Source organism: uncultured Slackia sp. (genome assembly GCF_959608125.1).
Classification (GTDB): domain Bacteria; phylum Actinomycetota; class Coriobacteriia; order Coriobacteriales; family Eggerthellaceae; genus Slackia.
On the sequence record NZ_CAUHPG010000026.1, the window covers coordinates 18,784 to 31,358 of the forward strand.

A 12,575-nucleotide genomic window follows, 5' to 3' on the forward strand; every position below is an offset into this window, starting at 1 on the left:
GGATGTGCCCATGTCCGAACCCGTGGTTTCCTTGCTGGTTCCAATCTATAATGTCGAGCGCTATTTGAGGGAATGTCTCGATTCCGCATGCTCCCAGACGCTCGAAGATATCGAAATCATCTGCCTGAACGACGGGTCCACCGATTCGTCGCCCGATATCATTCGCGAATACATGGCGCGCGATTCGCGCGTGCGCATGGTCGACAAGCCTAATTCGGGCTACGGAGCGTCTATGAACCGCGGGCTCGCCGAGGCGCGCGGCCGCTATATCGGCATCCTGGAATCCGACGACTTCTTCGAGCCCGACGCGCTCGAGTTGCTCGTGAACGCTGCCGAAGCGCATGACGCACAGGTCGCGAAGGCGAACTTCTGGTTTTACTGGTCCGTCCCCAAGGAGAAGAACGAGCTGTTCGAGGTGGTGCCGAAGAAGGCTGCGGGCCGTCCTGTGAATCCGTCGAAGGAGCCGGAAATCTTTTTCGCCAAGCCTTCTATCTGGTCGGCCGTCTATCGTCGCGATTTCCTGTCCGAGCACGGCATCGATTTTCTCGAGACGCCGGGCGCGTCGTTTCAGGACTCCGCCTTCAATTTCAAAGTGTGGGCCTGCGCCGACCGCGTCGTGTTCCTGAACGAGCCGGTGCTGCATTACCGCCAGGACAACGAATCCTCTTCGGTCAATTCGCCGTCCAAGGTGTACTGCATCTGCGACGAGCATGCCGAAATGGACCGCTTCCTCGAGGCCCATCCCGAAAAGCAAGGCCTGTGGGGCGTGAAGGAGAAGGTGAAGCTCGACAACTACCTGTGGAACTACGAGCGCCTGGCAAGCCCTTTGAACGACGAGTTCCTGCAGCGCATGCATGAGGAATTCAAAGCCGACATGGCTGCCGGCCGCGTCGATTTCGGCGTGTTCGAGCCGTGGAAGAAGAAGGATTTCCAGATCATCTGCGATTCTCCCGAGCTGTTCAAGGCGGGCCGCGCGGCGAGCGCGAGCAAGGGCGCGCTTTCCAAGGCGCGCTGCTATGTGCAGGAAGGCGGCATTTCGCTGCTGGTCAAGGGTCTTGCGCGCAAGACGAAAGGGCGATAGGTCGGGCCGTGGCGAAGTTCTCTATCATCATTCCCGTCTATAACGTCGAGAAGTATCTGTCGTATTGCCTTGATTCGGTGCGCGCCCAGACGTATGCGGACCTCGAGGTCATCTGCGTCGACGACGGTTCGACCGACCGTTCGTCGCGCATCGTCGAGCTGCATGCGGCCGCCGATCCGCGCATCCGCATGGTGAGCAAGAGCAACGGCGGCGTCTCGTCAGCGAAAAACGCCGGCATCCGCGAGGCGACGGGCGATTACGTGCTGTGCGTCGATGCCGACGACGCACTGGTTCCCGAGGCATGCGAGCGTCTCGTGCGGGCGTTTCAGGAAAGCGATGCCGACGTGGTGACGTTCGGCGCCAACTGCGTTCCGTCTTGCGACGGTTATCCCTGGCTGGTCGATTGCCTGAGTCCGCGCGACGCGGTCTACGACGGCTTCGATTGGAAAATCCTGCTGGAAGAGAAGTCTCGCCCGTTCGCATGGCGCACGGCCACCACGAGGACGTTTCTCGTCGATAACGGCATCGAATACAATGAAAGCCTCCCGCTCGGCGAAGACCAGGCGTTCCATTTCGAAATCTATCCGATCGCCCGCAAGACGGCCTTCGTCTCCGACAAGCTCTACGACTATCGCGTCGTGCGCGAAGGCTCGGCGATGCGCGTTCTGTTCGACGACCTTGCGGGACGCATGGACAAGCATCTCGACATCGTCGAGGCCGTGTTCTCGTCATGGGAGAAGCGAGGGCTGATCGAGCTCGGTCCCGCCCAGCTCGCCGACTGGTCGCTCGACTTCCTGTTCCTGGACATGCGCGCCTTGGCGCCCGCCGATGCGCAGCATGCGTTCGAGCGATTGAAGTCGATCTACGAGCGCTATATCGAAGGCTCGGGCGATCCTGCGGCGGGGCTTTCCGCTCCCGTCGCGCAGGTGTATCGCCGTGTCCTCGACGGTTCTGCGCAAGCGTTGCCGCGCATGGACCTGTGGCGCTATGTCGCTGCGCGCATGGGCCGCAAGGCGTATGTGAAAGGCCTGTTCATGAGGCCTGTCGTCAAGGTCAAAGACGCGTTTCGCCGCAAGTCGGGCCCGTCGAAGAAGCAGCTTGCGGGATGGCTCGAAGGCGAGAAAGAGCGCGCCGCATGCGACAAGCGCCTCGCCGATTCTCTCGAAGAGCTCCTGCTCTCGAATCTGGAATAAACGGCGTCCGCACGTTTTTCTCGCGTCCGACGCTTGCGGCGTCGGCACGCCGTCCCATCTTTCGCCCGCCTTCCTCGCTTTCGCAGGAAGGCGGGCGTTCAACTGCCCATACGGCTTTCCACAAGGAGGACAACGCATGGCGCAAGCGCGCATTTTCGGATACGACCTGGTACGGGCCGTCGCCATCTTCTTCGTCGTGGCGGTTCATTGCCGCGTGGTGCTCGATACGGGCACCGATATCGGGTACCTGTGGTTTCTCGCCTGCGGCACGTTGTTCTTCTCGGGCAACGCGTTGTTCTTCATGATGTCGGGCAAATTCAATCTGCGCATGCGCGAGGGGGACGCCGCGATCAAGAAGTTCTACCGCAGCAAGGTGCGCAACATCCTCGTGCCCGTTCTGGTGTATTTCCTCATTCGCACGATTTACGACCTGTGGGGCGATTGGCCGGGCCTGGGCGCGGCCGCGTCGTATTTCGTCAGGGGGTCGTTGAGCGATTTCGCGAGCATCGAGTATTGGTTCGTGTTCACGCTGTTCGGCTTTCTGCTGGTGGCGCCGTTTCTGGCGCGCGCCTTCGACGGCATGTCCGATTTCGAAGTCAAGTTGTTCATCGGCATCGGCATCGGGTTCAACACGATTCTGACCGTGCTCGACAACGCGGGCATCGGCTTTTCGTGGGGATACCTGTTCAGCGGCTTCGGATTCGCGTTCTGCCTGGGCGTGCTCGTCGAGCGTTTCGCGGCCGACCCCAAGGTGCGAAAGACGCTGAAGCGGACGGGCCTGGTCTGCTTCGTGCTGAACGTGGCGGTGCAGTATGCAGGCTTCGCCCAGTACGCCTACGAGACGTCGCCCCTCTATACCGTGATGGCGGTGGGGCTCTACCTCGCCTTGCTGGACCTGGGCGAGAAGATGCCGAAGTTCTCGTTCGTTTCGTTCGTGGCGAAGCATTCGTTCGGAATCTATCTCTGCCATATGATGGTGCTTCTGGCCATTCAGAAGTTCTTCATGTTCGACCAGGGCTTTTCGACGATGGGCGTGCACGTGCTCCTGACCGCGGCCGCCTTCGCGCTCTCGCTCGGCGCGGCTTGGCTTATCGATTCGACGGCCGTCAAGGGGGCCAAAGCGGTCTTCGACGCGATCGCGAACCGTATCGCGGCGCGCAAAGAAGCCTGACATTTCGTAACCGACGATCGACGCGCCGCGCGGCCGGACCCGCGCGGGCCGGGATGAAAGAAGACGAATCATGCTTGAAGCGCTTGCGCACGTTTTTTCCTATATCGTGCAGCCTTGCTACGATTTGACGGGCAACTGGTGGATCGCGATCCTGCTGTTCACCGTCATCATCAAGATCGCGCTTATGCCGCTGTCGCTGTGGTGCCAGTGGAACAGCATCGTGATGGTGAAGCTCATGCCCGAGCTCAACCGTATCAAGGTGAAGTATTTCGGCGATGCGGAAGCCATCGGCGAGAAGCAAACCGAGCTCAACAAGAAGCACCATTACCATCCGCTGCTTTCGCTCGTGCCGCTTGCCGTGCAGATTCTCGTGCTGTTCGGCTTGGTCGAAGTGATCCACGGCATCACCGACAACGGCGCGCCCGGCACCGAGCTCCTCGGCATGGTACCCGCCGAGGACGGCGGTCTTTCGTGGGCGATGCCTGTCCTCGCGGCGTTGTCGGCCGTGGTCATGGGCTTCGCGCAGAACAGGATTAATCCCTTGCAGCGCGAACAGTCCGCGATGGAGAAGAACACAACCAACGGGCTTTCCATCGCGCTTTCGTTCGTGCTGGGCATCTATGTGGCGGCCGGCATGGCCTTCTACTGGATCTGCTCGAATCTGATGTCCATCGCCATCCAGGCGCTGTGCAATCTGTTCATCCGTCCCGCGAAATACATCGACTACGCCGAGCTCGCGCACAGTCGCGTCGAACTCGAAGCGCTCAATGCTTTCGCGGCCCGCAAGACGCCGTGGTATCGCCGCGACCCGCTTGCCAAGCGAGAGAAGCGCGATTATCGCCGCTTCATGAACGTTGTCGACAAGCATATCGTGTTCTATTCTGAGCGCAGCGGCTTCTACAAGTATTTCCAGGGCGCCATCGAATGGCTGCTCGAGCATTCGGATATGACGGTCCATTACGTGACGAGCGATCCGAACGACCAGGTGTTCGCCTTGCATGAGAAGAATCCGCGCCTCATGCCGTACTACATCGGAGACCGTCGCTTGATCACGCTGATGATGAAGCTCGATTGCGACGTCGCCGTGGCAACGCTCGACGATTTGGAGAACTTCTATCTCAAGCGCTCCTACGTGCGCAAAGACATCGAATACGTTTATTTGTTCCACCACATGACGTCGGTGCATCTGGTGTCGTCGCGCGAGGCGCTCGACCACTACGATGCCGTTCTGTGCGTCGGCCCCCATCAGAAGCGCGAGCTCGAGCGCATGGCCGAGCTGCGCGATATCAGGCCGCGCGCGCTCGTCGAATGCGGCTACGACCTGCTCGATCGCCAGATCGCAGGCTATGCGGGCCGCAAGAAGTCCGCGCATGCGCGGCCCGTGGTGCTGCTCGCTCCTTCGTGGCAGGAGGATTGCATCCTCGATACCTGTGCCGACGATGTGGTCGAGCCGCTGCTCGGCCGCGGCTACTGCGTTATCGTGCGCCCGCATCCCGAGTACACGAAGCGCTATCGCGCCCGTTGGGAATCGCTGCAGGAACGTTATGCAGCCTATTCCGACGACGAGCTCCATTTCGAACAGGATTTCAGCTCGTCCGATTCCATCTACGATGCTGACGTGCTGATCACCGACTGGTCGTCCATATCGTGCGAATTCGCATTCGCGACGCTCAAGCCCTGTGTGTTCGTGGATACGCCCATGAAGACTTGCAATCCGCAATGGCAGGAGCTCGGCATCGAGCCGACCGATATCTCGCTGCGCAACGGCATCGGCCGTTCGGTTTCGATGGACGCTTTGGCCGGGCTGGGGGATACGGTCGACGAGATGGTCGCGCATCCGGAGGCGTGGCGCGACGCCATCGCCGACGTGCGTTCCACGATGATCTACAACGTGGGCCGCGGCGGCGAAGTCGCGGGGTCGTACCTTCTCGACCGCGTGCTCGAGAAGCAGGCTCTTCGGGAGAAAGGGGGCCGCAATGGCCGCTAACGCGAAAAAACGCCGCGTCTCGGCGGCGCTTACGGCGGGAGACGTCCTCGTCGCGCTTACCATCGCCCTCATGATCGCCGCGGGCTTCGCCCGCCCTGCGTACGCCTACGTGGACCCTTCCGTCATGACCTATACGATCCAGGCGCTCGCGGGCGTCGCGGTCGCGTTGTCGGCGGTGATCGGCGTCGCGTGGCGCCGTCTGCGCAGATTCCTGTTCAAGGCGCTCAAGATCGACGAGAACGCGGGCAAGGAAGCCGATGCGCCCGTGCGTCGCATCGAGGGCGGCGAAGCCGAATGCGCGCGGCTCCGCCTTGAAGCCGATGAGCGCGCCCGGCGATTCAGCGAGCGCCTCGACGCCGACAAGCCAGTGGAATTCTGCCGTTCGACGAGATTCGTGTTCGCCTTGGCGGCCTCTGCCATGCTGTTTTTCACGGTGGTCGTCGCAGGTCCCCTCGAAATCGTGGCGGCGAGCCCCGAAAGCCTCATGTTCTCGGTCGACGACGTGGCAGGCCTGCTTATCGCGGCGGGCGTCGCGGCGACGCTTGTTTGCGCGGCGGCGATGTCGTGTTTGAAGGGGCGGGCGTTCGGGTTCGTCTTCGCCGCGACCGCCGTCCTGGGAATCGCGGCGTATGCGCAGGCGACGTTCATGAACGCATCGCTTCCTCCTGCGGACGGCTCGCAGATCGACTGGAGCGCCTATCTCTTCATGACGGTTTCCACGGGCGCGGTTTGGATCGCCTTGTTTGTCGGCGCAGCCCTTCTTTCATGGAAGAAGCCGCTCGCTTTCACGGGTTCGGCCGCGGCGTTGTGCCTGACGGGAATCATCGCCCAGTCGATTAGCTTGGGTCTGGTCCTGTTGACGCCGGGCGACGACGGCTACACGCCGCTCGATGACAAGCCGACCGTCACCATGGAGGGCATCTCCGAGGTGTCTTCGCGCGATAACGTGATCGTGTTCGTGCTCGATACCTTCGATACCGAATACCTGCGCCGGGCGGTCGAGGCTGACCCGACGTGCCTGGACGCGTTCACGGGCTTCACGTGGTTCGAGAATTCGACGGGGTCCATGATCCCGACGCGTTACGCCATGTCGACGCTTCTGACGGGGCGGAGTCTCGGCCCCGACGACGCGAGCTATTCGACGCGCCTGATCGCCGACTGGTATACGCAACGCAACCTGCTCGACGACATCGCAGATCAAGGCTATACGGTGGACCTGTATGCTACCGACATTTACGACGCGATCGGCGCGCTCGAGGAAAAAGTCGGCAACATCAAGCCGCTTTCGTGCGAGATCGACCGCCCGGCCGCGCTTGCCATGCTGGTCAAGTGCGCGCTGTACCGCGACCTTCCTTGGGCGCTCAAGCCGCTGTGCTGGTTTTATACCGACGAGGTGAACAACGAGGTGCTGGTCGAGCATCCCGACGACCCGTCTCGTTCGGTGTGGAAGATGGACGACGCGGGCTATTACGACCTGCTCTCGCGCCAGGGCCTCGCTCCGGTGGAGAAAGGGGAAGCCGGCAGCTTCCGCGTCATCCACATGGCGGGAACGCATGCGCCCTATACGATCGGGCGCGACGGCATGCGCGTCGAAGGCGAGGGCGACATGATCGAACAGGGCCTCGGCGCGCTCCATATCGTCGAGGCCTATCTCGGCGAGCTCAAGCGTCTGGGCCTCTACGACTCGGCCACGATCGTGGTGACGGCGGACCATGGCGATTGGTACCTGGCGGACGAGATATCGGGGCCGACCAATCCCATGCTGCTCGCCAAGCCCGCGACCGATGAAGGCGCCTCGCAGGAGCCGTTGAAGGTGTCCCAGGTCCCGACGGGCCATCTCGATTTCGCGGCTACGATCATGGGGGCGGTCGGCGGCGATGCGGCGGCGTACGGCGGCATGAACATGTTCGACGTGCCCGACGAGCCGCGCGAGCGGTACTTCTGCTCGACGTCGGTGGTCGGGCCCGATAACGAGTACACGCGCATCAAGGAATGGCGGATCGACGGCGAAGCCACGGATTGGGACGCATGGAGCGCGACGGGCGTGGAGTGGCCTATCGATTAATCTGCGGTTCGATGTGAAACGGGCGAGGCACGCGAGGCGGCCGCTGCAATGCGGTCGCCTTTTTCTTTCTTACGTTTATCCTGTGAATCGTCCTGCACGGCGGTATTATGTTCAGAACTGTCAATTTTATGTAAAAAATGAACGAGGCATCATGCTGACGCGCTATCAATTCGATATTCTCTATCGCCTTCTCAAACACGGAGCCTCTACGCAGCGCGAGCTTGCCAAAGGGGCCGATATGTCGCTCGGTCTGGTCAACAGGACCTGTCGCGAATTGCGTGACGAAGGCCTTCTCGGTGACGACGGCGTCACGGAGAAGGGGCTTAGCGTCCTTGCTCCGTATCGCGTTGAAAACGCGGTGATCCTGGCGGCGGGCGCGGCGACGCGCTTGGCCCCTTTGTCGTTCGAGAAACCCAAGGCCATGTTCGAAGTGCGCGGCGAGGTGCTGATCGAGAGGCTGATTTCCCAATTGCGCGAGGCCGGCATCGGGCGCATCGCCGTCGTCGTGGGCTATATGAAAGAGTCGTTCTTCTATTTAAGCGAGAAATACGGCGTTGAAATCGTCGTGAATTCCGATTATGCGAGCCGCGGCAATCATGCATCGCTTTACGCGGCGAAGGACCTGTTGCGCGCAGGCGCCTACGTATGTTCTTCCGACCAGTACTATACGCGGAACCCATTCGAGTCGTACGAATACGCCTCGACGTTGCAGCTTGACCGCAAGGCTGCCCGCACCAACGATATGGCGGTCGGTTGGAATGCGAAGGGCGTTGCGGTTTCCGTCGAGCGCGATCGCGGCAACGACTGGTGCATGCGGGGACCCGCCTACATAGATGCAGACTGCGCCTCCGTGCTCCTCGATGCTATCGAAGACGGCTACGACACCCCTGAAATGGAGCCGTTGCATTGGGACGATGTCTATGCAGCGCATTGCGACGAGCTTCTTTTCTATGTCAGGCTGCTCGAGTCGGGCATGATGCACGAATTCAACTTCATGAGCGACCTGTGTACGTTCGACAGGGATTTCCTTGCGAACGTGGATTCGTCGATTCTTGACAACATCTGCGCGACGCTCGCGTGCGAGCGTGAAGATATCGTACGCGTGCGTCCGGTGAAGGCGGGCCTGACCAATCTGTCGGTGCTGTTCTCGTGCAAGGGCGCCCAGTATGTCTACCGTCATCCGGGGCTCGGCACCGACGAAATAGTCAACAGGCAGGCCGAGGCGCATTCGCTGGCCGTAGCCAAGCGCCTCGGGCTCGACGACACCTTCGTCTACGAAGATCCCGATCAGGGGTGGAAGATATCCCGCTATATTCCCGGCTGTATCGAGTTCGACTATCGCGATCCCGATCATGTGGAGCGCGCTCTTGCCCTGGTGCGCCGTCTGCACGAAAGCGGGGAGGAGTCTCCCTGGCAGTTCGACTTCTACGACGAGGCATGCAAGATCGAGTCGTTGTTGCGCGAGGCGGGCTATCCGCTGCCAAGCGATTTTTCCGCGCTGTCGGAAACGGTCGGCGAGCTGGCGCGCTACGTACGTGCCGAATCGGGGGCGCCGGTTTTGTGCCACAACGATTTCTACGGTCCTAATTTACTGGTCAAAGACGATGCCATGTACTTGATCGACTGGGAATACTCGGCCATGGGCGACTATGCGTGCGATATCGGAAACTTCATCGCGCAGGGGTCCGGCTATTCGGTTGAAGAGGCCGCCCGGGTTGTCGACGTCTATTTCGGCCGCGAGGCTACGCGAGACGAGCTTCTGCATTGCATGGGTTGCACGGCAATCGTGGGTTACTACTGGTATGTCTGGGCGATCTACAAGGAATCGCAAGGCAACGCGATGAGCGAATGGCTGTACGCCTGGTATTGCGCCGCGAAAGATTTCACGGCGTTCGCGCTGCCCGCCTATAAGGAGAGAGAGGTTTTGATGCATCCGCTTTCGGAAAAGGAGTTCGACGAACTCGCGGCCAAGGAGCGCGTCGGCGCCGCGACGAGCGAGGACCTGAAGCGCCTCGAGCCGTACCGCGCCCGCCGTGCCGTCTTTTTCGCCGCCGGCTTCGGCAGCCGCATGCTGCCGATTACGGTGAACACGCCTAAGCCGCTCGTGCGCGTCCACGGCAAGCGCATCATCGATCGCCTGATCGATGCGGTGCTGGCCGCCGGTATCGAAGAGATTTACGTAGTGCGTGGATACCTGGCTGAGGAATTCGACCAGCTGTTGCGTTCCTACCCGATGATCCGTTTCATCGACAATCCGCGTTACGCCGAGACGAACAATATTTCGTCGGCGGTGCTGGCTAAGGACCTGTTCGAGAACGCGTACGTGTTCGAAAGCGATTTGTATCTGGTCGACCCTTCGTTGGTGACGAAGTACCAGTACCGTTCGAACTATCTGGGCCTGCCGGTGCAATCCACCGACGATTGGTATTTCGATGCGGATGAGAACGGCCGCATCGTGGCGCTGGCCAAAGGCAAGGATTCCCCGTGTTGGCAGATGGCGGGCATTTCGTATTGGACGGCCGTCGACGGCGCGAAACTGCGTGAAGACATTCCCGCGGCTTTCGATGAAAACGACGAGAACAAGCAGGTGTTCTGGGACGAGGTCGCGCTGCGCCTGCGCGCCGACGATTACGATGTGCATGTACGTCCTTTCGAGGCCGATGCGATCGTCGAAATCGACTCGTTCGCCGAGCTGCAAGAGGTCGATCCCGCGTATCGCATCGCGTAGGCTGTCGCCTCGGAAGGGGTTTTCGAACAGGAGAGAAACGGGGCTTCGGTTTGTCGGCGGCAGCCGGCGGCCAGGGCCTCGTTCGGCGTTCGGCTGCGCCAGGCCCCTTATGCTCCCATGTTTATTTCGAAGGGTCGTTCTGCAAAGGAGGCCCTTCGGGTAAGCTGGTGTATGCGCATCCGCCTTAAGTTCCGTTGGGCCTCAGGCTTTCGACGGGTCCGTGCGCTCCTGTTGTTTTTTCTCGTCGCATTCCGACGTTGCACTAGAAAGAATCGAGAAGAGTCTCCATGTGGTCGACGTTTTTCATCGCCATGGCCTTTGCGGTCATGTTCCTCTATGCGCCCGGCTTCCTTGCGCTGAGGGCCCTGCGTGTGCGATCGGCGATCGCCCTGTGCTGCGCTCCCGTGTTCAGCATCGTCGGCTATGCGGCTATTACGGCCATCCTGCCGTTTTTGGGCGTTTTCGCCACGTGGCAGACGGTGTTTCTGCCGTGTTTGGCTGCGGGTATCGTCGTTGCTGCAATCGTGCGTTTCGTGCCGTGGTTTTCGTCGTGGAATCCGACGCGCCTGGGCGTGGCGCACATGGGCCGTTCTTTTCGCAAGGCCATGAGCGAGGAATGGTTTTCGATTCTTCTGTATGCGTTCATGGGGCTTGCCGTGGTCGGCTTCATCTTCATTAAGAACCTCGATGGACCTGATTCTTTCCTTCAGGCATGGGATAACTCCCACCATTTGAGCTCTATCAGAGCGTTTGTCGAGTCGGGCAACTTCTCCATGTTGACTACCACGTCGTACGCCACCGAGCTCGACCGTTCGTTCACGCCATGGCAGGGCGAGTCGGCTTTTTACCCATCCGCATGGCACTGCCTGGGCGCTCTGGTGGTGAGCATATCGGGCGCATCGGTTCCTATGGCGGCGAACGCCGTCAATGCGACCGTCGTGGGCATCGTACTGCCGCTGTCGATGTTCGTGCTGATGGAGCGTTTGTTCGAGGGAAGGCGCGGAATCGTGCGTTGCGGCGCGTTCGTTTCGCTGGCGTTCGCGACGTTTCCGTGGGGCTTTCTGACCTTCGGGCCGCTGTATCCCAATCTGCTTTCGTATGCGATTCTGCCCGTGGTCGCAGTGCTGTTCATGGGCATTTTCGACCATTGCGTCGAGGTGCGCGTGCGCATCGTGCGGTCGCTTTTGTTCGTCGTCGGTATCGTTTCGCTCGCATGCTCGCAGCCCAACGCCGTCTTTTCCGCCGCGGTGCTTCTCGCGCCGTTCTGCGTCGTGCAGGCCGCCCACGCCGCACGCTTCCTTCCGTGGCATGCATCGTATCCTCGCACCTGTGCGATCGGCATGGGTGCCGCTGCCGCCGCAGCCATCGCGGCCATCTGGTGGGCGCTATTCAACGCGCCGTTTCTGCAAGACGTCATCTGGTTTGACTGGCCCGCGAAGGAAGACGAGGCGCAGGCGATCGCCAACATCGCGTTGCTCTCGTTCAGCTATGCGCCGGCGCAGCTGCTGCTATCGGCGCTCGTGCTGTGCGGTACGGCGTGCTGCCTGATCGACCGACGCTATCGCTGGTTCGCCTGCTCGTTTTTGATCGCGTGCGTTATCTGCTATGTCGATCTGTCCCATGACGGCTTCCTCAAGCATCTTCTTGCGGGCTTTTGGTACACCGACCAGTTGCGCACGGGGTCGACCGCCGCCTTGCTGGCCATTCCCATGGCGGCGCTTGGTTTGCGGCATGCGGTGCGCTTCGTCTCGCAGTGGCTTGACCGGGCTGTGACGTCGGTGGGCGGAACCCCCACGCCGTATGTGTCGGCCGTACTGGTGCTTGCTTTGAGCGTTTCGGTGGTCTTTTTCCCGAGCTACGTCATTCCCGGCCATCATAAGGTGGAAACGGCGTTCGGCGACATCAGGAACCGCGTCGAAGATCAGAACTCGGTATCGAAGATGAACTACCTTGATGCGTCGGAGAAGGAATTCGTCCGCCAGGTCGAACAAATCGTCCCCGATGACCAGCCGCTCATCAACAGCCCTGACGACGGCAGCATCTTCTTGTACGGATACGAAGGCCTGCGCACGTACTATCGCTATCTGACGGGCTATTCGCCCGAGTCCAACGAATCCGAGGATAGCGCCGCGATCAGGCAGGGCCTGTACCGCATCGCCGAGGACGAACGCGTGCAGGAGGCCGTCAAGGCCATCGGAGCCGAATACGTCCTCGTTTTGGACCAGGGCAAAGACCAGGATCTCGGGTCCGACATGGAGCGCCGCCGATTCGTGCTCAAAGACGACATCGACAATGAGCTGTGGAGCGGCATACGCGCCATCGACGATTCGACGCCTGGTTTCGAGACGGT

Annotated in this window: 7 protein-coding genes; all 7 read left to right on the forward strand. The window is 60.8% G+C overall.

Translation table 11 applies throughout. The features are described 5' to 3' along the window. Positions 1 to 10 precede the first annotated feature (10 nt). Positions 11 to 1,081 carry a glycosyltransferase family 2 protein gene (locus tag Q6E04_RS08025; protein ID WP_303250259.1) on the forward strand — a complete coding sequence of 357 codons (1,071 nt, stop codon included), beginning with the start codon at positions 11 to 13 and terminating at the stop codon, positions 1,079 to 1,081. Between the two features lie 8 nt (positions 1,082 to 1,089). Then, positions 1,090 to 2,274 carry a glycosyltransferase family 2 protein gene (locus Q6E04_RS08030; protein ID WP_303250260.1) on the forward strand — a complete coding sequence of 395 codons (1,185 nt, stop codon included), beginning with the start codon at positions 1,090 to 1,092 and terminating at the stop codon, positions 2,272 to 2,274. Between the two features lie 136 nt (positions 2,275 to 2,410). Beyond that, positions 2,411 to 3,445, forward strand: coding sequence for an acyltransferase (locus Q6E04_RS08035; RefSeq protein ID WP_303250261.1), 1,035 nt, complete (start codon positions 2,411 to 2,413; stop codon positions 3,443 to 3,445). 70 nt (positions 3,446 to 3,515) lie between these two features. Continuing rightward, complete coding sequence (gene yidC, locus Q6E04_RS08040; protein ID WP_303250262.1) at positions 3,516 to 5,432, forward strand: membrane protein insertase YidC; 1,917 nt, start codon at positions 3,516 to 3,518, stop codon at positions 5,430 to 5,432. Next, entirely contained in the window at positions 5,422 to 7,497 is a 2,076-nt protein-coding gene (locus Q6E04_RS08045; RefSeq protein ID WP_303250263.1) for an arylsulfatase, read from the forward strand. Before yidC ends, Q6E04_RS08045 begins: the two co-directional genes overlap by 11 nt. A gap of 151 nt (positions 7,498 to 7,648) precedes the next feature. Beyond that, on the forward strand, positions 7,649 to 10,225 hold the full coding sequence (locus Q6E04_RS08050; RefSeq protein WP_303250264.1) for an NTP transferase domain-containing protein: 2,577 nt from the start codon (positions 7,649 to 7,651) through the stop codon (positions 10,223 to 10,225). A 287-nt stretch (positions 10,226 to 10,512) separates the two neighbouring features. Next, a partial coding sequence (locus tag Q6E04_RS08055) for a DUF6541 family protein (RefSeq protein ID WP_303250265.1) occupies positions 10,513 to 12,575 on the forward strand: 2,063 nt, incomplete at its 3' end.

What these genes read in the sequence shown, in the direction of transcription:
- Q6E04_RS08045 (WP_303250263.1), top strand. Translation starts at nt 5,422, where the DNA reads ATGGCCGCTAACGCGAAAAAACGCCGCGTCTCGGCGGCGCTTACGGCG.
- Q6E04_RS08025 (WP_303250259.1), top strand. Translation starts at nt 11, where the DNA reads ATGTCCGAACCCGTGGTTTCCTTGCTGGTTCCAATCTATAATGTCGAG.
- Q6E04_RS08050 (WP_303250264.1), top strand. Translation starts at nt 7,649, where the DNA reads ATGCTGACGCGCTATCAATTCGATATTCTCTATCGCCTTCTCAAACAC.
- Q6E04_RS08035 (WP_303250261.1), top strand. Translation starts at nt 2,411, where the DNA reads ATGGCGCAAGCGCGCATTTTCGGATACGACCTGGTACGGGCCGTCGCC.
- yidC (WP_303250262.1), top strand. Translation starts at nt 3,516, where the DNA reads ATGCTTGAAGCGCTTGCGCACGTTTTTTCCTATATCGTGCAGCCTTGC.